Annotated in this window: 17 protein-coding genes; 14 read left to right on the plus strand and 3 right to left on the minus strand. The window is 72.5% G+C overall.

Features of this window, described 5'->3' with window-relative positions:
* Positions 1-67: 67 nt before the first annotated feature.
* The 10 genes from nuoE to nuoN are packed head-to-tail and all read left to right on the plus strand — an operon-like array spanning position 68 to position 12,997.
* A complete protein-coding gene (nuoE, locus tag IE295_RS26500; RefSeq protein ID WP_190066418.1) occupies positions 68-877 on the plus strand; it encodes an NADH-quinone oxidoreductase subunit NuoE in 810 nt (269 codons plus the stop codon).
* Positions 874-2,235, plus strand: a complete 1,362-nt coding sequence (nuoF, locus tag IE295_RS26505; RefSeq protein WP_190066306.1) for an NADH-quinone oxidoreductase subunit NuoF — start codon at positions 874-876, stop codon at positions 2,233-2,235. The genes nuoE and nuoF overlap by 4 nt, the downstream gene beginning before the upstream one ends.
* Positions 2,232-4,760, plus strand: a complete 2,529-nt coding sequence (locus IE295_RS26510; protein WP_190066307.1) for an NADH-quinone oxidoreductase subunit G — start codon at positions 2,232-2,234, stop codon at positions 4,758-4,760. Before nuoF ends, IE295_RS26510 begins: the two co-directional genes overlap by 4 nt.
* Complete coding sequence (nuoH, locus tag IE295_RS26515; RefSeq protein ID WP_224323544.1) at positions 4,757-6,139, plus strand: NADH-quinone oxidoreductase subunit NuoH; 1,383 nt, start codon at positions 4,757-4,759, stop codon at positions 6,137-6,139. The genes IE295_RS26510 and nuoH overlap by 4 nt, the downstream gene beginning before the upstream one ends.
* Positions 6,132-6,710, plus strand: a complete 579-nt coding sequence (nuoI, locus tag IE295_RS26520) for an NADH-quinone oxidoreductase subunit NuoI (RefSeq protein ID WP_190066308.1) — start codon at positions 6,132-6,134, stop codon at positions 6,708-6,710. The genes nuoH and nuoI overlap by 8 nt, the downstream gene beginning before the upstream one ends.
* Positions 6,707-7,531 carry an NADH-quinone oxidoreductase subunit J gene (locus IE295_RS26525; protein WP_190066309.1) on the plus strand — a complete coding sequence of 275 codons (825 nt, stop codon included), beginning with the start codon at positions 6,707-6,709 and terminating at the stop codon, positions 7,529-7,531. The genes nuoI and IE295_RS26525 overlap by 4 nt, the downstream gene beginning before the upstream one ends.
* Positions 7,528-7,827 carry an NADH-quinone oxidoreductase subunit NuoK gene (gene nuoK / locus IE295_RS26530; protein WP_190066310.1) on the plus strand — a complete coding sequence of 100 codons (300 nt, stop codon included), beginning with the start codon at positions 7,528-7,530 and terminating at the stop codon, positions 7,825-7,827. The genes IE295_RS26525 and nuoK overlap by 4 nt, the downstream gene beginning before the upstream one ends.
* 12 nt (positions 7,828-7,839) lie before the next feature.
* Complete coding sequence (gene nuoL, locus IE295_RS26535; RefSeq protein WP_190066311.1) at positions 7,840-9,735, plus strand: NADH-quinone oxidoreductase subunit L; 1,896 nt, start codon at positions 7,840-7,842, stop codon at positions 9,733-9,735.
* 2 nt (positions 9,736-9,737) lie between these two features.
* Positions 9,738-11,345 (plus strand): NADH-quinone oxidoreductase subunit M, encoded by a 1,608-nt coding sequence (locus IE295_RS26540; RefSeq protein ID WP_190066312.1) that lies wholly within the window; start codon positions 9,738-9,740, stop codon positions 11,343-11,345.
* Positions 11,342-12,997 carry an NADH-quinone oxidoreductase subunit NuoN gene (gene nuoN / locus IE295_RS26545; RefSeq protein ID WP_190066313.1) on the plus strand — a complete coding sequence of 552 codons (1,656 nt, stop codon included), beginning with the start codon at positions 11,342-11,344 and terminating at the stop codon, positions 12,995-12,997. Before IE295_RS26540 ends, nuoN begins: the two co-directional genes overlap by 4 nt.
* Before the next feature lie 89 nt (positions 12,998-13,086).
* Here nuoN and IE295_RS26550 read toward each other — a convergent pair whose 3' ends face one another.
* The 3 genes from IE295_RS26550 to IE295_RS26560 all read right to left on the minus strand — a co-directional run bounded on the left by IE295_RS26550 (position 13,087) and on the right by IE295_RS26560 (position 15,541).
* Entirely contained in the window at positions 13,087-13,563 is a 477-nt protein-coding gene (locus IE295_RS26550; protein WP_190066314.1) for a hypothetical protein, read from the minus strand.
* A gap of 71 nt (positions 13,564-13,634) precedes the next feature.
* Positions 13,635-14,357, minus strand: a complete 723-nt coding sequence (locus IE295_RS26555; protein ID WP_190066315.1) for a GOLPH3/VPS74 family protein — start codon at positions 14,355-14,357, stop codon at positions 13,635-13,637.
* On the minus strand, positions 14,354-15,541 hold the full coding sequence (locus IE295_RS26560; protein ID WP_190066316.1) for a fumarylacetoacetate hydrolase family protein: 1,188 nt from the start codon (positions 15,539-15,541) through the stop codon (positions 14,354-14,356). The genes IE295_RS26555 and IE295_RS26560 overlap by 4 nt, the downstream gene beginning before the upstream one ends.
* A gap of 239 nt (positions 15,542-15,780) precedes the next feature.
* Between IE295_RS26560 and IE295_RS26565 the strand changes: the two genes are divergently transcribed.
* The 4 genes from IE295_RS26565 to IE295_RS26580 all read left to right on the plus strand — a co-directional run bounded on the left by IE295_RS26565 (position 15,781) and on the right by IE295_RS26580 (position 21,162).
* Entirely contained in the window at positions 15,781-17,037 is a 1,257-nt protein-coding gene (locus IE295_RS26565) for a carboxylate--amine ligase (protein WP_190066317.1), read from the plus strand.
* A 108-nt stretch (positions 17,038-17,145) separates the two neighbouring features.
* Entirely contained in the window at positions 17,146-18,351 is a 1,206-nt protein-coding gene (locus IE295_RS26570; protein ID WP_190066318.1) for an NAD(P)-binding domain-containing protein, read from the plus strand.
* Positions 18,352-18,559: 208 nt separating this feature from the next.
* Positions 18,560-19,570: a polyprenyl synthetase family protein gene (locus IE295_RS26575; protein ID WP_190066319.1), complete on the plus strand. Its 1,011-nt coding sequence runs from the start codon at positions 18,560-18,562 to the stop codon at positions 19,568-19,570.
* 260 nt (positions 19,571-19,830) lie between these two features.
* Entirely contained in the window at positions 19,831-21,162 is a 1,332-nt protein-coding gene (locus tag IE295_RS26580) for a LolA family protein (RefSeq protein WP_190066320.1), read from the plus strand.
* The last annotated feature ends 70 nt before the right edge of the window (positions 21,163-21,232 follow it).

Below are 21,232 nucleotides of genomic sequence, written 5' to 3' on the forward strand. Positions count from 1 at the left end.
CCGCACCTCTGCGCCGCGTGGGCGGAGAAGCGAACAAGGAGACGTGGTGACCGATGTACAGCTGGGGATGCCGCAGCTCCCCGCGCCCGACTACCCCGCCGACGTACGGGCCCGGCTCGAGGCGGACGCCCGGGAGGTGATCGCCCGCTACCCCGACAGCCGCAGCGCCCTGCTGCCGCTGCTGCACCTGGTGCAGTCCGAGGAGGGCCACGTCACCCGCACCGGCATCCGCCTGTGCGCCGAACTGCTCGGCCTGACCACGGCCGAGGTCACGGCGGTCGCGACCTTCTACACGATGTACCGGCGCAAGCCCGGCGGCGACTACCAGGTCGGGGTGTGCACCAACACGCTGTGCGCGGTGCTGGGCGGCGACGCCATCTTCGACGACCTCAAGCGCCACCTCGGCGTCGGCAACGGCGGGACGACCGACGACGGGAAGATCACGCTCGAGCACATCGAGTGCAACGCCGCCTGCGACTTCGCGCCCGTGGTGATGGTCAACTGGGAGTTCTTCGACAACCAGACCGTCGAGAGCGCCCGGCGGCTCGTCGACGACCTCCGCGAGGGCCGCACCGTCGAGCCCACCCGCGGCGCGCCCCTGTGCACGTACAAGGAGACGGCCCGCATCCTGGCCGGCTTCCCCGACCGGCGGCCCGGCGCCGTCGAGGCGAGCGGCGGCGCCGGTCCCGCCTCGCTGGCCGGACTGCGGCTGGCCAAGGGCGAGGCCGGACCGGCGCGCGTCGGGCCCCCGCGCGGCGCGCCGCCCCACGACGAGCGTCCCCCGGAGCACCTCAGCTCCCACGACGCGCCCCAGAAGACATCCGCCTCGGACCCCGATCACCCCAGCGGGCCGGTCACCGAGGAGGGGGAGGGATGACCGTGGCACCCGAGATCTTCGAGACCAGTCCCGAGAAGCTGCTCGCGCCCGTCCTCAGCGCCTTCTGGGACGAACCCCGCTCGTGGACGCTGGAGACGTACCTGCGCCACGAGGGCTACGAAGGCGCGCGCAAGGCGCTCGCCATGACCCCCGACGACGTCATCGCCTACGTCAAGGACTCGGGCCTGCGCGGCCGCGGCGGCGCGGGCTTCCCGACCGGCATGAAGTGGCAGTTCATCCCGCAGGGCGACGGCAAGCCGCACTACCTCGTCGTCAACGCCGACGAGTCCGAGCCCGGCACCTGCAAGGACATCCCGCTCCTCTTCGCCAACCCGCACTCCCTCATCGAGGGCATGCTGATCGCCTGCTGGGCGATCCGCTCCAGCCGCGCCTTCATCTACCTGCGCGGCGAGACCGTGCCCGTGCTGCGCCGGCTGCACGAGGCCGTGCGCGAGGCCTACGCGGCGGGCTACCTCGGCCGGAACGTCCTCGGCAGCGGGCTCGACCTCGACATCACCGTGCACGCCGGGGCGGGTGCGTACATCTGCGGCGAGGAGACCGCCCTCCTCGACTCCCTGGAGGGCCGGCGCGGCCAGCCCAGGCTCCGGCCGCCCTTCCCGGCCGTCGCGGGCCTGTACGCCTGCCCCACCGTGGTGAACAACGTCGAGTCCATCGCCTCCGTGCCCGCGATCCTCAACAAGGGCAAGGAGTGGTTCCGTTCGATGGGGAGCGAGAAGTCCCCGGGCTTCACGCTCTACTCCCTCAGCGGCCACGTCGCCAACCCCGGCCAGTACGAGGCGCCGCTGGGCGTCACGCTCGGCCAGCTGCTCGGCATGAGCGGCGGCATGCGACCGGGCCACCGGCTCAAGTTCTGGACCCCGGGCGGCTCCTCGACCCCGCTGCTCACCGACGAGCACCTGGACGTGCCGCTCGACTACGAGGCCGTGGGCGCGGCCGGCTCGATGCTCGGCACCAAGGCCCTGCAGTGCTTCGACGAGACGACCTGCGTCGTACGGGCCGTCACGCGCTGGACCGAGTTCTACGCCCACGAGTCCTGCGGCAAGTGCACGCCCTGCCGCGAGGGGACGTACTGGCTGGTGCAGTTGCTGCGCGACATCGAGGCCGGCAAGGGGCGCATGAGCGACCTCGACAAGCTCGCCGACATCGCCGACAACATCAACGGCAAGTCCTTCTGCGCGCTGGGCGACGGCGCCGCGAGCCCCATCTTCTCCTCGCTGAAGTACTTCCGCGCGGAGTACGAGCAGCACGTCAAGGGCCGGGGCTGCCCCTTCGACCCGGCGAAGTCCACCGTCTGGGCCGACGGCCCGAAAAACTCTCCCGTGGGGGTGAACGCATGACAGTCACCACGTCCGCCGCCTCAGGTGGAGGAAACCCCGTCGGAGGGGCGGTGCCGCCCGAGGACCTGGTGTCCGTCACCATCGACGGCATCCAGCTCTCCGTCCCCAAGGGGACGCTGGTCATCCGGGCCGCGGAGCTGCTGGGCATCGAGATCCCGCGCTTCTGCGACCACCCGCTGCTGGACCCGGCCGGTGCCTGCCGGCAGTGCATCGTCGAGGTCGAGGGCCAGCGCAAGCCGATGGCCTCCTGCACGATCACCTGCACCGACGGCATGGTCGTGCGCACCCAGCTCACCTCGCCGGTCGCCGAGAAGGCGCAGCGCGGCGTGATGGAGCTGCTGCTGATCAACCACCCGCTCGACTGTCCCGTCTGCGACAAGGGCGGCGAGTGCCCGCTGCAGAACCAGGCCATGTCCGCGGGGCAGGCCGACAGCCGCTTCGAGGGCCGCAAGCGCACCTACGAGAAGCCGGTGCCGATCTCCCCGCAGATCCTGCTGGACCGCGAGCGGTGCGTGCTGTGCGCGCGCTGCACCCGCTTCTCCAACGAGATCGCCGGCGACCCGATGATCGAGCTGCTCGAGCGCGGGGCGCTGGAGCAGGTCGGCACGGGCGAGGGCGACCCCTTCCGGTCGTACTTCTCCGGCAACACCATCCAGATCTGCCCGGTGGGCGCGCTCACCTCGGCGGCGTACCGCTTCCGCGCCCGGCCCTTCGACCTGGTCTCCTCGCCGACGGTGTGCGAGCACTGCGCGGGCGGCTGCGCGACGCGTACGGACCACCGGCGCGGCAAGGTGATGCGCCGCCTGGCCGCCGAGGACCCGGAGGTCAACGAGGAGTGGGTGTGCGACAAGGGCCGCTTCGCGTTCCGCTACGCGCAGCGGCCGGAGCGCTTCGAGACGCCGCTCGTGCGCGGCGCCTCCGGGGCGCTGGAGCCGGCGAGCTGGCCCGAGGCGCTGGAGGCCGTGGCCCGGGGGCTGGCGGCGGCCAGGGGCCGGGCCGGGGTGCTGCCGGGCGGGCGGCTGACGGTGGAGGACGCGTACGCCTACGCCAAGTTCGCGCGCGTGGGCCTCGACACCCACGACGTCGACTTCCGGGCGCGCGTCCACAGCGGTGAGGAGGCCGACTTCCTCGCGGCCCACGTGGCCGGGCGCGGGCGGGACGTGGACGGCACGGGCGTGACGTACACGGCGCTGGAGCAGGCGCCGGCCGTGCTGCTGGCCGGCTTCGAGGCGGAGGAGGAGGCCCCCGGTGTCTTCCTGCGGCTGCGCAAGGCCTGGCGCAAGCGCGGCCAGCGGACGTTCTCGCTGGCCACGCACCTCACCCCGGGGCTGGTGAAGGCGGGCGGCACGCTGCTGCCGGCGGCGCCCGGCACCGAGACCGAGTGGCTGCGGGCGCTGGCGGGCTCCTCGGGGCTGGACGCGGACGGCCGGGCGGCCGCCGAGGCGCTGCGGGCCGGGGGCGCGCTGATCGTCGTCGGCGAGCGCCTGGCGGGCGTGCCGGGCGCGCTGACGGCCGCCGTGGCGGCGGCCGGGGCCACGGGCGCCGCGCTGGTGTGGATCCCGCGCCGGGCGGGCGAGCGCGGCGCGCTCGAGGCGGGCGCCCTGCCGGGCCTGCTGCCGGGCGGCCGGCCGACGACCGACCCGCGGGCGCGGGAGGAGACGGCGGCGGCCTGGGGCGTGGCCGAACTGCCCCGCAGCCCCGGCCGGGACACGGGCCAGATCCTGGAGGCCGCGGCCAGGGGCGAGCTGAGCGCGCTGCTCGTGGGCGGCGTGGAGGTCGCGGACCTGCCCGACCCGGCGCGGGCGCGGGAGGCGCTGGACGCGGTCGGGTTCCTGGTCAGCCTGGAGCAGCGGCCGAGCGAGGTGTCGGACCGCGCGGACGTGGTGCTGCCGGTCGCGGCCGTGGTGGAGAAGCCGGGCACGTTCCTGAACTGGGAGGGCCGGGCCCGGCCGTTCGAGGTGGCGGTCAAGCCGGACCAGGTGACGCGGCGGCACATGCTGCCGGACGCTCGGGTGCTGCACATGCTGGCCGACGCGATGGGCACGGACCTGCGGCTGCCGGACGTGCACGCGGTACGGGCGGAGCTGGCGGGGCTGGGCGCGTGGTCCGGCGAGCGGGCCCCGGGCCCGGACGAGCCGGGGCGGCCGCTGCCGCGCCCGGAGAAGGGCGAGGCGGTGCTCGCGGGGCACCGGCTGCTGCTCGACCGGGGCAGGCTGCAGGACGGCGACGAGGCGCTGGCCGGCACCCGGCACGAGGCGCTCGCCCGGCTGTCGCCGGCGACCGCCGCCGAGGCGGGGGTGCGCGACGGCGAGCCGCTGGTGGTGACCGGCCCGGCCGGCACGGTGCGGCTGCCGCTGCGGATCACGCCGATGCCGGACCGGGTGGTGTGGCTGCCGCTGAACTCCGTGGGCGGCGGCGTCGCCTCGGACGCCGGGGCGCGTCCGGGAGAGCTCGTACGGATCGGCGCGGAGGTCGACGAGGGCGCCGGCGACACCGGCGACGCGGGACGGGAGGTACGGCCGTGAGCCCTGCGCTGAGTGGGCCCCAAGTGGTCCAACTGGCCGTGGAGGACCTGTCGGTGTTCGGCAGGGACCCGTGGTGGCTGGTGGTCGTCAAGGCCGTCTTCTGCTTCGCGTTCCTGATGGTGACGGTGCTGTTCTCCATCGTCTGGGAGCGCAAGGTCGTCGCCTGGATGCAGCTGCGCATCGGCCCCAACCGGCACGGCCCGTGGGGGATGCTGCAGTCGCTGGCCGACGGCATCAAGCTGATGCTCAAGGAGGACGTGATCGTCCGGCGCGCCGACAAGGTCGTCTACGTGCTGGCGCCGATCGTGGCCGCGATCCCGGCCTTCATGGCGATCGCGGTGATCCCCTTCGGCCCCTCCGGCAACGAGGTCTCGATCTTCGGCCACCGCACGACGATGCAGCTGACCGACCTGCCGATCGCGGTGCTCTACATCCTCGCCGTCGCCTCGGTCGGCATCTACGGCATCGTGCTGGCCGGCTGGTCGTCGGGCTCGACGTATCCGCTGCTGGGCGGCCTGCGCTCGTGCGCGCAGATGATCTCGTACGAGATCGCGATGGGCGCGGCCTTCGCTTCGGTGTTCCTCTACTCCGGCTCGATGTCCACCTCCGCGATCGTCGAGGCGCAGCACGACCGCTGGTACGTCCTGCTGCTGCCGGTGTCGTTCCTGATCTACATCGCGACGATGGTGGGGGAGACCAACCGGGCCCCCTTCGACATGCCGGAGTCCGAGGGCGACCTGGTCGGCGGCTTCAACACCGAGTACTCCTCGATCAAGTTCGCGATGTTCATGCTCGCCGAGTACGTGAACATGGTGACGGTCTCGGCGGTCGCGGCCACCCTCTTCCTGGGCGGCTGGCGGGCCCCGTACCCGGTCTCCTCCTTCTGGGAGGGGGCCAACCACGGCTGGTGGCCGATGCTGTGGTTCGTCATCAAGGTGCAGCTGCTGCTCTTCTTCTTCATCTGGCTGCGCGGCACGCTGCCCCGGGTGCGCTACGACCAGCTGATGAAGCTGGGCTGGAAGGTGCTCATCCCGGTCTCGGTGACCTGGCTGATGCTCGTGGCGACCGTCCGGGCGCTGCGGAACGAGAACTACGACTTCCAGGACATCGTGCTCTACGTCGGGGGCGCCGTCCTCGCCGTCCTGCTGTTGTCGATGCTCGCCGACCTCTTCCGCGGCCGGGACGGCGAGAAGGGCGGGGAGCCGGCCGCGGGGCCGCCGCCCGCGTTCGACCCGATGGCGGGCGGATTCCCCGTGCCGCCGCTGCCCGGCCAGACCCCGCCCCCCGTGCCCCGGCGCCGGTCCCGGCAGGACCGGGAGCTCATCTCCAGTGGCGGGGCGGACAGCCCTCGTGACCGAAAGGAGGCCGACGGTGTCTGAGTTCCAGAACCCCGTGGCCGGCTTCGGCGTGACCTTCAAGGCCATGTTCAAGAAGCGGCTGACCGAGCAGTATCCGGAGGAGAAGAAGCACACGGCGCCGCGCTTCCACGGCCGCCACCAGCTCAACCGCCATCCGGACGGGCTGGAGAAGTGCATCGGCTGCGAGCTGTGCGCCTGGGCCTGCCCGGCGGACGCCATCTACGTCGAGGGCGCGGACAACACCGACGAGGAGCGCTACTCCCCGGGCGAGCGCTACGGCCGCGTCTACCAGATCAACTACCTGCGCTGCATCCTGTGCGGCCTGTGCGTCGAGGCCTGCCCGACCCGGGCCCTGACGATGACGAACGAGTACGAACTGGCCGACGCCAGCCGCGAGTCGCTCATCTACACCAAGGAGCAGCTGCTGGCCGGGCTGGAGGACCGCATGGTCGACACCCCGCACGCCATCTACCCCGGCATGACGGAGAAGGACTACTACCGCGGCCTGGTGACCGAGGCCGCGCCGGGGACGGAGCGCCAAGTGGCCGTCTCCAAGGGGGAGAAGCCCGCCGGCGAAGGGGTGGAGGCATGAGCGCTCTCGCCGCGGCCGCCTCGAGCACGTCGACCGGCGAGGCGGTCCAGTTCTGGGTGCTGGCGGTCGTCGCCGTGGCGGGCGCGCTGGGCGCGGTGCTGATGAAGAAGGCCGTGCACAGCGCCCTCTCCCTCGCCGGGACGATGATCGTCCTGGCGGTCTTCTACCTCGCCAACGGCGCCTACTTCCTGGGCATCGTGCAGATCGTGGTCTACACCGGCGCGATCATGATGCTGTTCCTGTTCGTGGTGATGCTGGTGGGCGTCACCGCCGCGGACTCGCTCAAGGAGACGATCCGTGGCCAGCGCTGGCTGGCCGGGCTGTGCGTGCTGGGCTTCGGCACCCTGCTCGTGGCCGGCATCGCCAACGCCTCGCTGCGGGACTTCAACGGCCTGGGGCAGGCCAACGCGGGCGGCAACGTCCAGGGCCTGGCCGCGCTGATCTTCACCAAGTACGTCTTCGCCTTCGAGATCACCGGCGCCCTGCTGATCACCGCGGCCGTCGGCGCGATGGTCCTCACCCACCGCGAGCGCACCGGCCGCCCCGCCACCCAGCGCGAGCGCTCCGAGGAGCGCGTGCGCGGCAAGCAGCTCCCGCCGCTGCCCGCCCCCGGCGTCTACGCCCGGCACAACGCCGTCGACATCCCCGGCCTGCTGCCCGACGGCACGCCGTCGGAGCTCACGGTCAACCCCACGCTGCGGGCGCGGGGCCAGGTGCGCGACGTCTCCGGCGAGGCGCTCGAGGACCTGGCGGCGCTGGAGCAGCGCTCCAAGGAGTGGCTGGAGCGGAACAACGACCGTTCCGAGGAGCGTGCCCAGTGAACCCGGTCAACTACCTCTACCTGGCGGCCCTGCTGTTCACCATCGGCGCCGCCGGCGTGCTCATCCGGCGGAACGCGATCGTCATCTTCATGTGCGTCGAGCTGATGCTGAACGCCTGCAACCTGGCCTTCGTCACCTTCTCCCGGCTGCACGGCAACCTCGACGGCCAGATCATCGCCTTCTTCACGATGGTCGTGGCCGCCGCCGAGGTCGTGATCGGCCTGGCCATCATCGTGACGATCTTCCGCTCCCGCCACTCGGCCTCGGTCGACGACGCCAGCCTGCTGAAGCTGTAAGGGGACACCACGGTGGAGAACCTCATCGGATTGCTCGTCCTGGCGCCCCTGCTGGGCGCGGGCGTGCTGCTGTGCGGCGGCCGACGGCTCGACCGCACCGGGCACTGGATCGGCACCCTGCTCGCGGCCGCGTCCTTCGTCATCGGCGTGGTGCTCTTCGCCGACCTCCTCGGCCGGCCCGCCGACGACCGCGAGCTGGGCGCGACCGTCTTCAGCTGGGTGCCCGTCGGCGGCTTCCGCGCCGACGTGGGCTTCCAGCTCGACCAGCTGTCGATGACCTTCGTGCTGCTGATCACCGGCGTGGGCTCGCTGATCCACCTCTACTCGGTCGGCTACATGGAGCACGACGAGCGGCGGCGGCGCTTCTTCGGCTATCTGAACCTCTTCCTCGCGGCGATGCTGCTCCTGGTCCTCGCCGACAACTACCTGCTGCTGTACGTGGGCTGGGAGGGCGTCGGCCTCGCCTCGTACCTGCTGATCGGCTTCTGGCAGCACAAGCCGAGCGCCGCCACGGCCGCCAAGAAGGCCTTCCTCGTCAACCGCGTCGGCGACGTCGGGCTGTCGATCGCCGTCATGCTGATGTTCACCACCTTCGGCACCTTCGCCTTCGGCCCGGTCCTCGAGCACGCGGAGGAGGCGGGCGAGGGCAAGCTGACCGCCATCGGGCTCATGCTGCTCCTCGCCGCCTGCGGAAAGTCGGCGCAGGTCCCGCTGCAGAGCTGGCTCGGCGACGCCATGGAGGGCCCCACGCCGGTCTCCGCGCTCATCCACGCGGCGACCATGGTGACCGCCGGCGTCTATCTGATCGTCCGGTCCGGGGCCGTCTTCGACGGGGCCCCCGACGCGCAGACGGCCGTGGTCACGGTGGGCGCGGTGACGCTGCTCTTCGGTGCGATCGTCGGTTGCGCGAAGGACGACATCAAGAAGGCCCTGGCGGGCTCGACGATGTCCCAGATCGGCTACATGATCCTCGCCGCCGGCCTCGGCCCGATCGGCTACGTCTTCGCGATCATGCACCTGGTCACCCACGGCTTCTTCAAGGCAGGGCTGTTCCTCGGCGCCGGCTCGGTGATGCACGGCATGAACGACGAGGTCGACATGCGGCGTTACGGCGGACTGCGGACGTACATGCCGGTCACGTTCGTGACGTTCGGGCTCGGCTACCTCGCCATCATCGGCTTCCCGGGCCTGTCCGGCTTCTTCTCCAAGGACAAGATCATCGAGGCCGCCTTCGCCAAGGGCGGCACCGAGGGCTGGATCCTGGGCGGCGCCGCACTGCTGGGCGCGGCCATCACCGCGTACTACATGACGCGGGTGATGCTCATGACCTTCTTCGGCGAGAAGCGCTGGCAGCCGGACGAGCGCGGTGAGCTCCCGCACCCCCACGAGTCGCCCCGGACGATGACGATCCCCATGATCGTCCTCGCCTTCGGATCGGTCTTCGCCGGCGGCCTGTTCAGCATCAACGACGCGTTCCTGAAGTGGCTGGAGCCGGTCACCGGCCACGCCGAGGGGCACTCGCCCGTCACCGCCACGCAGGTCACCGCGGCCACCATGGTCGTGCTCGTGGTGGGCTTCGCGCTGGCCTGGGCGCAGTACGGGCGCCGGCCGGTGCCGGTCACGGCGCCGCCCGGCGGGCTGCTGGTGCGGGCCGCCCGGCGCGACCTGCTGCAGGACGACTTCAACCACGTCGTGCTGGTCCGCGGCGGCGAGCACCTCACCCGCAGCCTCGTCTACGTCGACCACACCCTGGTCGACGGCGTCGTCAACGGCACCGCCGCCTCCGTCGGCGGCCTGTCGGGCCGGATGCGCAGGCTGCAGAACGGCTTCGCGCGGTCGTACGCGGTCTCGATGTTCGGCGGTGCGGCGGTGCTCATCGCCGCGACCCTGCTGATGAGGGCGGTCTAGTCATGTCATTTCCCCTCCTGACGGCCACGGCCGTGGTGCCCGCGGTGGGCGCCCTCGCCACGGCCGCCGTCCCGGCCGCGCGGCGCACGGCCGCCAAGTGGCTGGCGCTGGGCTTCGCGCTCGCCACGCTGGTGCTCTCGGCGGCGCAGCTCGTGCGCTTCGACCCGGATGCCGCGGGCCCGTTCCAGCTCACCGAATCGCACGCCTGGATCAAGGACTTCGGGGTCCGCTACGACCTGGGCGTGGACGGCATCTCGGTGGTGCTCATCGCGCTCACCGCGCTGCTGATCCCCTTCGTCGTCCTCGCGGGCTGGCACGACGCCGACCCCCTCGAGGACGCCTCCACGCGCTGGCGGCCCACCCAGGGCTTCTTCGCGCTGATCCTCATGGTCGAGGCGATGGTGGTGATCGCCTTCGAGGCCACCGACGTCTTCCTCTTCTACATCTTCTTCGAAGCCATGCTCATCCCGATGTACTTCCTCATCGGCGGCTTCGGGGACCGGGCGGGGGAGCGCGGCGAGGCCGAGACGGCGGCCCAGCGCTCGTACGCGGCCGTGAAGTTCCTGCTCTACAACCTCGTCGGCGGACTGATCATGCTCGCCGCCGTCATCGGGCTCTACGCGGTCACCGCCCACCAGCTCGGCACCGGCACCTTCTCCCTGACGGAGATCGTCCAGGCCCGGGCGAACGGCAGCCTGGAGTTCGCCACCACCACCGAACGCGCCCTGTTCCTCGGCTTCTTCTTCGCCTTCGCGGTCAAGGCGCCGCTGTGGCCGCTGCACACCTGGCTGCCCAACGCCATGGGCGAGGCCACCGCCCCCGTCGCCGTGCTGATCACCGCGGTGGTCGACAAGGTGGGCACGTTCGCCATGCTGCGCTTCTGCCTCCAGCTGTTCCCGGAGGCCTCGAAGTGGGCCACGCCGGTGATCCTGGTGCTGTCGCTGATCAGCATCCTCTACGGCGCGCTGCTGGCCGTCGGCCAACGCGACATCAAGCGCCTGATCGCCTACGCCTCGATCTCCCACTTCGGGTTCATCGTCCTCGGCATCTTCGCGATGACCACCCAGGGCCAGGGCGGGGCCACGCTCTACATGGTCAACCACGGGATCTCCACGGCCGCGCTGATGCTGGTGGCCGGCTTCCTGATCTCCCGGCGCGGCTCGCGGCTCATCGCCGACTACGGCGGCGTGCAGAAGGTCGCCCCCGTCCTGGCGGGCACCTTCCTCGTCGGCGGTCTGGCCACCCTCTCGCTGCCGGGGCTCGCGCCCTTCGTCTCCGAATTCCTGGTGCTGGTGGGCACGTTCAGCCGCTACCCGGTCATCGGCGTCCTGGCCACCGTGGGCATCGTGCTCGCCGCGCTGTACGTCCTCGTGCTCTACCAGCGCACGATGACCGGGCCGGTGGCCGAGCCCGTGCGGGGGATGCCGGACCTGCGGGCGCGCGAGCTCGTCGTGGTGGCGCCGCTGATCGTGCTGCTGCTGGTCCTCGGCGTCTACCCCAAGCCGGTGACCCGGATCGTCGAACCGGCCGTCGAGCACACGATGTCGCAGGTGCACCAGAGCGACCCGAAGCCGGACGTACACGTGAACGATGTGGAGGCCGCGAAGTGAGCCGCACGGCAACCGTCCACAGCCTGTGGACAACGGCGGCGGCCGAGCCGCCGGTCAGGATCCCCGCGCCGCACATCGAGTACGCGCAGCTCTCGCCGACGCTCATCGTGCTCGGCGCCGCCCTGGTGGGCGTCCTCGTCGAGGCCTTCCTGCCGCGCCGCACCCGCTACCACGCCCAGCTCCTGCTGACCGTGGTCGGCCTGGCCGCCGCCTTCGCCGCCGTGATCGCGCTGGCCGCCGGCGGCTTCGCCGGCGACAAGGCGCGCGTCGCCGCCATGGGGGCGGTCGCCGTCGACGGCCCGGCGCTGTTCCTGCAGGGCACCATCCTCCTGGTCGGCCTCATCGCGGCGTTCACCTTCGCCGAGCGCCGCCTCGAGCCGACGGCGCACGGCCGGCCCGTCGACTCCTTCGCCGCGCAGGGCGCCGCCGTGCCGGGCGGCGAGGCGGAGCGCAAGGCCGTCGCGGCGGGCATGACGACCACCGAGGTCTTCCCGGTCATGCTGTTCGCCATCGGCGGCATGCTCGTCTTCCCCGCCGCGAACGACCTGCTGACCCTCTTCGTCGCCCTCGAGGTGTTCTCCCTCCCGCTCTACGTGCTGTGCGCGCTCGCCCGCCGGCAGCGGCTGCTGTCGCAGGAGTCGGCGGTCAAGTACTTCCTCCTGGGCGCCTTCTCCTCCGCCTTCCTGCTGTTCGGGGTGGCGCTGCTGTACGGCTACGCGGGCACGGTCACCTACTCCGGCATCGCCGACGTCGTCGGCGGCACCACGCGGACCCTCGACCCGGCGCTCGCCTCGACGACCGGCAACGACGCGCTGCTGCTGATCGGCGGCGCGATGGTGCTGGTGGGGCTGCTGTTCAAGGTCGGCGCGGTGCCGTTCCACATGTGGACCCCCGACGTCTACCAGGGCGCTCCCACCCCGGTCACGGGCTTCATGGCGGCCGCGACGAAGGTCGCCGCGTTCGGCGCCCTGCTGCGGCTGCTGTACGTCGTGCTGCCGGGCATGCGCTGGGACTGGCGGCCGGTGATGTGGGGCGTCGCGATCGTCACGATGCTGGTGGGCGCGATCGTGGCCGTCACCCAGACCGATGTGAAGCGGCTGCTGGCCTACTCCTCCATCGCCCACGCCGGGTTCATCCTCGCCGGCGTCATCGCCACCACGCCCGACGGCGTCTCGTCGGTGCTCTTCTACCTGGGCGCCTACTCCTTCGTCACGCTGGGCGCCTTCGCGGTCGTGACGCTGGTGCGCGACGCGGGCGGCGAGGCGACGCACCTGTCGAAGTGGGCCGGGCTGGGACGCCGTTCCCCGCTGGTCGCGGCCGTCTTCGCGGTCTTCCTGCTGGCCTTCGCGGGCATCCCGCTGACCAGCGGATTCGCCGGGAAGTTCGCCGTCTTCAAGGCGGCGGCGCAGGGCGGCGCCGCGCCGCTGGTCATCGTGGGCGTGCTGTCCTCGGCGATCGCCGCGTTCTTCTACATCCGGGTCATCGTGCTGATGTTCTTCAGCGAGCCGAAGGCGGAGGGCCCGACCGTCTCGGTGCCGAGCCCGCTGACGTCCACGGCCATCGCGGTGGGCGTCGTGGTGACGCTGGTGCTCGGTGTGGCGCCGCAGTACTTCCTCGATCTGGCGGGCCAGGCGGGGACGTTCGTGCGCTGAGGCCGGCCGCGGACACCGCTGCCCGGCGCCCCGCGAAGGGGTGCCGGGCAGCGGCGTGCGTACGTCCGTGCGGCCGGCCGGTCGGCTGGTCAGCTGCCGGGCTTGGCGGGGAGGCCGGGGATGCCGTTCACCTTGGTGAGCTTGTCCTCCTTGCCGCCCTCCCAGGAGACGGTGAGGGACTTGCCGTCGAAGCCCTTGACGGTGCCCGTGGTGCGACCGGGGCAGTTCTTCATGGTGAGCGTGACCGGCTGGGCGTTGTCGACGACCTGGCCGGTGCAGGTGTCCTTACCGGCCATCACCACCATGTTCTTGGTGAAGGTGTAGGTCTGCAGGCTGTTGTCGGCGTGCTTGCCGCCGTTGCCCCAGCTGCCCGCGAGGTCAGCGGCCTTGACCGGCTTGGCCGGGGTCTCGGCCGGCTTGTCCTTCGGGGCCTCCGCGGGCTTCGAGGCGCCCGTCGGGGCCGGCTGGCCGGTCTCCTTGTCCTTGTCGTCGCCGCTGCTGCCGCAACCCGTCATCAGCACAGCGGCGATGACCGCCGCCCCCGTGATCTGTACTGCCTTGCGCACGTGCGCCCTTTCCTTTGTCATGTCCCGGCCTTTGGGGCCGGGCACGACAAGCTAGCAGCACCGGCGGCGGCTCAATCGCCGCCGCCGCAGCCGCCCCCGCACCCGTGGCCACCGCATCCGTGACCGCCACCGTCGCCGCCGCCCCCGCCGCTGCCGCCGCCGGAATCCGAGTCCCGCAGGACGTTGCGGTACACCGCGCAGGCGATCCACGCCTCGCGCCTGATGCGGCGCAGTTCCTTGCGCTCGTACCGGCCGGCCCAGCCCGGGTAGAGGGCCTTGTCGGTGCCCGTGGCGGACACCAGGGCGGCCAGCGCCCTGCCCCGCGGTTCGGGGAAGCCGGCCTGCCGGGCGGCCTCGAAGCGCTGCCGGGCCGGTCCGGTCAGGTCGTTCGAGCCCACGGCGTAGCGCCGTTGGCGGATGACCGCGAACAGGTCGGGGGCCTTGGCGACCAGCGCCTCGCGCTCCAGCAGCCCCATGAGCCAGGGTTCCTCGACCTGGCGGGAGGCGTCCCGTATCCACCGGTGGGCCTTCACGCGGCCCTTGGCGCCGTGCGCGGGCAGCGCCGCCAGCGGCTGGGCCAGGCGCGGGTCCGCCGGGCGGGGGCCGGCGGCCCGGCCCGGCCGCCCGCCCTCGTGCGTGATGAGCCCGCGCAACTGCAGCTCGGCCAGTACGGCCCCGGCGAGGCCGTACTGCAGGTTCCGGCCGCCGCACAGGCGCTTGCCGTCCTCCGGGTGGTGCGCGAGCAGGATGAGCTCCTCCGGCAGCGCCAGGCCGGAGTCGGGGAGGGCGCTCACGAGCCCGGTGGCGCCGTGCGCGCCGGGACGATGCGACCGGTGACCTCGCCGAGGCCGATGCGTGCGCCGTTCGCGCCGGGCGCCCACGCCGTGAGCGTGACCTCGTCGCCGTCGGCCAGGAACGGGCCCTTGCCCCCGGTGAGCTCGAGCAGGCAGCCCAGCTGGTCGGGCTCGGGGCCGCTGACCGTGCCGGAGGCGTAGAAGTCGCCGGTGCGCAGGGACGCGCCGTTGACGGTCATGTGGGCCAGCTGCTGGGCGGCCGTCCAGTACATGGCGGAGAACGGCGGGCGCGAGACGACCTCGCCGTTGATGCGCACCTCGATGCGCAGGTCGATGCCGCCGGGCTCGCCGGCGGAGTCGTCGAGGTAGGGCAGCAGGGGGTACGTGCGCGCCGGCGGCGCCGTCCGGGCCGCGTCGAAGGCGTCCAGCGGGGTGATCCACGCCGAGACGGAGGTCGCGAAGGACTTGCCGAGGAAGGGGCCGAGCGGCACGTACTCCCACGCCTGCAGGTCGCGCGACGACCAGTCGTTGACCAGGCAGACGCCGAAGACGTGCTCGCGGAAGTCGCTCAGCGGGACGGGAGTGCTCGCCGGGGCGGGGGTGCCGACGACGAAGCCGACCTCGGCCTCGATGTCCAGGCGCAGCGAGGGCCCGAAGGTGGGCAGCTCGTCGCCGGGGGCCTTGCGCTGGCCCTGGGGGCGCACGACGTCCGTGCCGGTCACCACGACCGTGCCGGCGCGTCCGTGGTAACCGATGGGAAGGTGCTTCCAGTTGGGCGTGAGGGCCTCGCCGCCGGGGCGGAAGATGCGGCCGACGTTGGCCGCGTGGTGCTCGCTCGCGTAGAAGTCGACGTAGTCGGCGACCTCGAACGGCAGGTGGAGGGTGACCTCCTCCAGCGGGTGGAAGTACGGCTCGTCCAGCCAGCCGCGCACCTCGGCCCGTACGGCCTCCCAGACGGGGCGGCCGGCGGCCATCAGCGGATTGAGCGTGGGCGCCGCCAGCAGGTCCGCGTAAGCGGAACCGTGGGCGGCGGCCGCCGCCGCGGCGTCCAGGACGTGCGCGCCGTAGCGGACGCCGACGCGGGGGCGGGCGGGCGCGTCAGGGGTGGTGAACACGCCGTACGGGAGGGTGTCCGGGCCGAAGGGGTCGCCTTCGGCCAGGTCACGCGGGTGGTGCTGGGGCATGGAACGCTGCCTCGCCTTCGTCCTGGACGGTTCGTCAGCCGGGGGCCGGGTGGAACGGTGCTCACATTACGTCGCGCCGGCCCGTACGGACGAGGGCCAGGACAGGTGTCCGACCGCTGGCTAAAGGGAGGGCAATGTCCGGTAACTCCTTGCTGGAGGTGTCGATTCCGAAGTAGCGTCCTAAGTCGGGTCACACACAGTGGGGGGCCGCTGAGGCTGAGTGGCCGAGGGGGGTGCTGGTGGCGAGCAGGAGCGCGCCGGTGGCGGTGGACCGGTCCGTACCCGGGTTGATTGTCAAGATCGGCGACTATCCGCTCCACCACGGTGGGGTCGGCGCGATCCGCAGCCTCGGCCGGCTCGGCGTCCCGATGTACGCCGTCACCGAGGACAGATGGACTCCCGCCGCCGTCTCCCGCTATCTGCGCTCCGGCTTCGTCTGGCCGACCACCGGCACGGAACGGCCCGAGGAGCTGGTGGCCGGCCTGCTGCGGATCGGGCGGAGGATCGGCCGTCCGGCCGTGCTGATCCCCACCGACGAGGAGGCGGCGGTGCTGATCGCCGAGCACGCCGCGGAGCTGGCGGGCTCGTTCCTCTTCCCGCCCGTGGAGCGCGGGCTGCCGCGCCGGCTGGCCAGCAAGCAGGGGCTCCACGAGCTGTGCGTGGAGCACGGCGTGCCCTCGCCCGCGACGCTCTTCCCGGCCTCGTACGAGGAGATCGAGAAGTACGCCTCGGTCGCCGCCTTCCCGCTGGTCGCCAAGAACCGCGAGGCCTTCGAGCGGCGCCGGCACCCCGCCGTGCAGGGCACCACGCGCATCGGCGGCCCCCGGGAGTTGCTGGAGCTGGCGCGCGGCTGGGGGCCCTCGCCGGGGGTGATCCTGCAGGAGTACCTGCCGCGCGAGGAGGCGGAGGACTGGATCGTCCACGCCTACTTCGACGCCGAGAGCACGCCGCTGGCGATGTTCACCGGCGTCAAGGTGCGCTCCTGGCCGCCGCACGCGGGCATGACCGCCAACGCGTACATCGTCGACAACCCCGAACTGGCCGCCATGGCGGCGCAGTTCATCAAGCAGATCGGCTTCAGCGGGATCATCGACCTGGACTGGCGCTTCGACCGCCGCGACGGGCGGTACAAGCTCCTCGACTTCAACCCCCGCATGGGGGCCCAGTTCCGGATGTTCGAGAACGAGGCGGGCATCGACGTCGTCCGCGCCCAGCACCTGGACCTCACCGGGCGGTCCGTGCCCGAGGGGGAGCAGCTCGCGGGCCGCCGCTTCGTCGTGGAGAACATCGACCTGCCCGCCTTCGCGGCCTACCGCCGCAGCGGCTACACCACCCCGCACGCGCCCGCCCGCGCCAACGGCACGGAGCTGGCCTGGGCCGCGCGGGACGACATGAAGCCGTTCTTCACGATGCTCGCCCGCTTCGTACGGCCGGGCGTGCGTCATCTGTGGCAGCTGTGGCGTTCCAGGCGCCGGTCCGCTGCCGTCTCCGAATGACCGAACGACCGAATGACCGAGTGACGAACGACCGAGTGGCAGAACGATCGTGTGACCGAGTGACAACCACGTGCAATGTGCCCGGCAGCAACGCCCTGGAGGGGACTCGTGACACTTCCGGTAGCCGTCATCGGGGCCGGCCCGTACGGCCTGTCGACCGCAGCCCACCTGAAAGCGCGCGCCGTGCCGACGCGCGTCTTCGGCTCGCCGATGGTGAGCTGGCGCGAACACATGCCCGTCGGGATGCTGCTGAAATCCACACCCTCCGCGTCGAACATCGACGCCCCGCAGCCCGGGCACACCCTCTTCGACTACTGCCAGGACGTGGGGGAGCGGCGCTTCGAGTCGGACTGGGACGCCATCCCCGTCGAGACCTTCGCCGGCTACGGACTGTGGTTCCAGCAGCGGCTGGTGCCCCAGCTGGAACGCGAGCGGGTGGTGTCGGTGGAGCGGCGCGACTCCGGCGGCGGCTTCGAGCTCAAGCTGGACTCCGGGGAGCAGTTCGCCGCCCGCGCCGTGGTCGTGGCCACGGGCCTGAGCGGGCTGGCCCAGCTGCCGCCCGAGCTGGCCTCCGCCGTCCCGGCCGGGCCCTCGCCCACCGGGCCCGTCTCGCACAGCTCGCAGCACCGCGACCTGTCGGTGTTCGCCGGGCGCGAGGTCGTGGTGGTCGGCGCCGGGCAGTCGGCGCTGGAGAGCGCGGTGCTGCTGGCCGAGGCGGGCGCGGCGGTGCGGGTGGTCGCCCGGCGGCGCGGCGCGGTCCGCTTCGGGGCGGCGCCGGACGGGCAGTCGCCGCTCAAGCCCGACACCCCCTTCGGGCGGGCCTGGTCGCTGTACGCGTTCTCGTACCACGCGGACCGCTTCCGGCACCTGCCGGCGCCGACGCGGCGCTATCTGGTGCGCCGGGTGCTGGGGCCGCTGGGCGCCTGGTGGCTGCGCGAGAGGTTCGTGGGCCGGGTGCGGGTCACCGAGGGGAAGCGGATCGTACGCACCCGCGTGGAGTCCGGGCGTCCGGTGCTGACGCTCGGCGGCGAGGGCGAGGGCGCCCCCGAGAGTGAGCTGCGCGCCGACCACGTCATCGCCGCGACGGGCTACCGGGTGGACGTGGCGGCGCTGGACTTCCTCGGCCCCGGCCTGCGCACCCGCCTCGCGGTCGCCGCGGGCGGGCCGCGACTGGGCGCCGGCTACCGCTCGTCGGTGCCGGGGCTGTTCTTCACGGGGCTGCCCGCGGCCGCGAGCTTCGGGCCGGTCATGCGGTTCGTGTGCGGCACGGAATACGCCTCGCCGCGCCTCGCCAGGGCGGTGGGACAGGGATAGATCCGGCATTTCACCAGACACCGGGCGGGCTGCGTCGTCAGCCCGCCCGGTGTTTGGCGGCCGGGGAGCGCCACGGGGAGGTCGGCGGGGAGCGCCTGAAAGGGACGGCGCCCACGGTGATCGAGAGCCGACCGGATACGCTGACTTTTGGTGAAGACAGCGACACATCGACAATCCCCGTGTTCGCAGGCAGACAGGAGTACCCCTCGTGACCGTCGTCGGGCCTTTCGGGCTGAGCGTGCGGGACCAGGCTCTTGAAGCCGATGTCCAGGCCGGGTTGGCCGCCGTCGAGGAGGGTCTCCTCGAGGCCACCAAGAGCGGCGTGCCCTTCATCACCGAGGCCGCCCAGCACCTGGTCCAGGCCGGAGGCAAGAGGTTCCGCCCGCTGCTGGTCGCGCTCGCCGCGCAGTTCGGCGACCCCTACGCCCCGGGCGTGGTGCCCTCGGCCGTGGTGGTCGAGCTCACCCACCTGGCCACGCTCTACCACGACGACGTCATGGACGAGGCCGAGGTGCGCCGCGGGGTGCCCAGCGCCAACGCCCGCTGGGGCAACTCCCTGGCCGTCCTGACGGGTGACTTCCTCTTCGCCCGCGCCTCGCACATACTGGCCGACCTCGGCCCGGAGGCCGTGCGCATCCAGGCCGAGGCGTTCGAACGGTTGGTAACCGGCCAGATCCTGGAGACCGCCGGCCCGCGCGACGGCCGCGACCCCATCGAGCACTACCTGGACGTCATCGGCGGCAAGACCGGCTCGCTGATCGCCGTCGCGGGGCGCTTCGGCGCGATGATGTCCGGCGCCGACGAGCGGATCGTGGAGATCCTCACCCACTACGGAGAGCGGCTCGGCGTCGCCTTCCAGCTCGCCGACGACGTCCTCGACATCGCCAGCGACTCCCACGAGTCCGGCAAGACCCCCGGCACCGACCTGCGCGAGGGCATCCCCACCCTGCCCGTGCTGCACCTGCGGGCCCGCGCCGCGGCCTCCGGAGACCCGGCCGACCTCGAGCTGTGCGAGCTGCTCGACGGCGACCTCACGGACGACGCCCGGCACGCCGAGGTGCTGCGCCGGCTGCGCGTCCACCCCGCGCTCGAGCAGGCCCGGCGCGACACCGTCCGCTACGCCCAGGAGGCGCGGGCGACGCTGGCCCCGCTGCCCGAGTGCTCCGCCAAGGCGGCGCTCGAGGAGCTCTGCGACCTCGTGGTGCACCGCGCCGGCTGAGCCGGCCCGGCACCGGCCCACGGCCCGGCGCTCCGCCTTGCGGCGGGGCGGCCCCTAGGGGGCGTCATACCGGAGGCGTACGGTGACTTGATCCCGTCGGCTGACGACTTCCGGTGGCCGATTTGGTGGAATCGAAAGCGTCTTCCTCCGGGGGAAACCCCGGACTCCAGCGCCTCCACCGTGCGGTCGGGCCACAATGAGCCTAGGTGTGGGCGAGTGCACGACGCGAGAGACCGCCGCCGACGACGGAGGTAGAGCACATGGCACGGATCCAACCGACACCGGACACCGACGGCGCCGCCGGGCCCGACGGGGACGGTGGGGGAACGGGCCGCCGCCGTAAGGCCGTCCGCTACGCGGTCCCGGTCGCGGTGGCGGGCGTCGCGGCCGCGACGATCGGCATCACGTCGGCCTTCGCCGGCACGGGCGACCCCGATCTGCCGAAGATCAGCGCGCAGGACCTCATAGCCAAGATGGCCCAGTCCGACACCCAGCGGATATCGGGCACGGTCAAGATCAGCACCGACCTGGGCCTGCCCTCGCTGCCCTCCGGCGCCTCCTTCGGGGCGGACGGCCAGGGTGGCAAGGGCGGCGGGAAGGGCGGCGCGGCCCCCTCCCCGGAGTCCAAGCTCACCGAGCTCCTCTCCGGCACCCACACGCTGCGCGTCGCCGCCGACGGCCCCGACAAGCAGCGCCTGTCGCTCGTCGAGCGCGCCGCCGAGTACAGCGTCATCCGCAACGGCGACCAGCTCTGGGCGTACGACAGCGCGAGCAACACCGTCCACCACTCCAAGGCCCCCCAGGCCCCCGCCGAGGGCAAGGGCAAGGGCAAGGACAAGGGCGGCAAGGGCGGGCAGGACGCGCCCAAGGGCCTCGAGGCCGCCTCGCCGCAGGAGCTGGCGAAGAAGGTCCTCGCCGCGTCCGACGAGTCGACGTCCATCACCGTCGGCGGCACCGCCAAGGTCGCCGGCCGGGACGCCTACCAGCTCGTGATCAAGCCCAAGCAGGGCGAGTCGACGGTCGGCTCGGTGCGCATCGCGGTCGACGCCAAGAGCGGCGTGCCGCTGAAGTTCACGCTCGCCGCCAAGAGCGGCGGCAAGGCGGTCGTCGACGCCGGCTTCACCAAGGTCGACTTCGGCAAGCCGGCCGCCGACACCTTCGCCTTCACCCCGCCCAAGGGCGCCAAGGTGACGGAGGCCGACGGGAAGGACGCCGGGAAGGGCGCCGGAGCCGGCCGCGACCACAAGAACGCCCTCCCCGAGGCGCTGGGCCTGCCCGGCGTCGGCGGCGACGCCTCCGGTGCCAAGGTGACCGGCGAGGGCTGGGCCTCCATCGCCCAGTTCTCGGCGGGCAAGGACGCCGGGGCGGCCGTCGCGGGCAAGGGCAAGAGCGGTGCCAAGGGCGGCGAGAAGAACGCCGCCGACGCCGGGGCGCTGCTGGACAGCCTCGGCGGCAAGGTCTCGGGCGGCTTCGGCTCCGGCCGGGTCTTCAGCACGAAGATCGTCAACGCCCTGGTGACGGACGACGGCAAGGTCTTCGTCGGCGCGGTCTCCAAGGACGCGCTGGTCAAGGCCGCGAACGCCGCGAAGTAGCGGGCGGCCGTCCCCGTGTGGCCCGGGCGCCGGCGACCGCCGCGGCGCCCGGGCCCCCACGCGGCCGGCG

Origin of the sequence: Streptomyces griseocarneus (genome assembly GCF_014655595.1) — a bacterium.
Lineage (GTDB): Bacteria > Actinomycetota > Actinomycetes > Streptomycetales > Streptomycetaceae > Streptomyces > Streptomyces griseocarneus.

What these genes read in the sequence shown, in the direction of transcription:
- IE295_RS26510 (WP_190066307.1), top strand. Translation starts at nt 2,232, where the DNA reads ATGACAGTCACCACGTCCGCCGCCTCAGGTGGAGGAAACCCCGTCGGA.
- nuoE (WP_190066418.1), top strand. Translation starts at nt 68, where the DNA reads ATGCCGCAGCTCCCCGCGCCCGACTACCCCGCCGACGTACGGGCCCGG.
- IE295_RS26580 (WP_190066320.1), top strand. Translation starts at nt 19,831, where the DNA reads ATGGCACGGATCCAACCGACACCGGACACCGACGGCGCCGCCGGGCCC.
- IE295_RS26560 (WP_190066316.1), bottom strand. Translation starts at nt 15,541, where the DNA reads ATGCCCCAGCACCACCCGCGTGACCTGGCCGAAGGCGACCCCTTCGGC.
- IE295_RS26525 (WP_190066309.1), top strand. Translation starts at nt 6,707, where the DNA reads ATGAGCGCTCTCGCCGCGGCCGCCTCGAGCACGTCGACCGGCGAGGCG.
- IE295_RS26540 (WP_190066312.1), top strand. Translation starts at nt 9,738, where the DNA reads ATGTCATTTCCCCTCCTGACGGCCACGGCCGTGGTGCCCGCGGTGGGC.
- nuoF (WP_190066306.1), top strand. Translation starts at nt 874, where the DNA reads ATGACCGTGGCACCCGAGATCTTCGAGACCAGTCCCGAGAAGCTGCTC.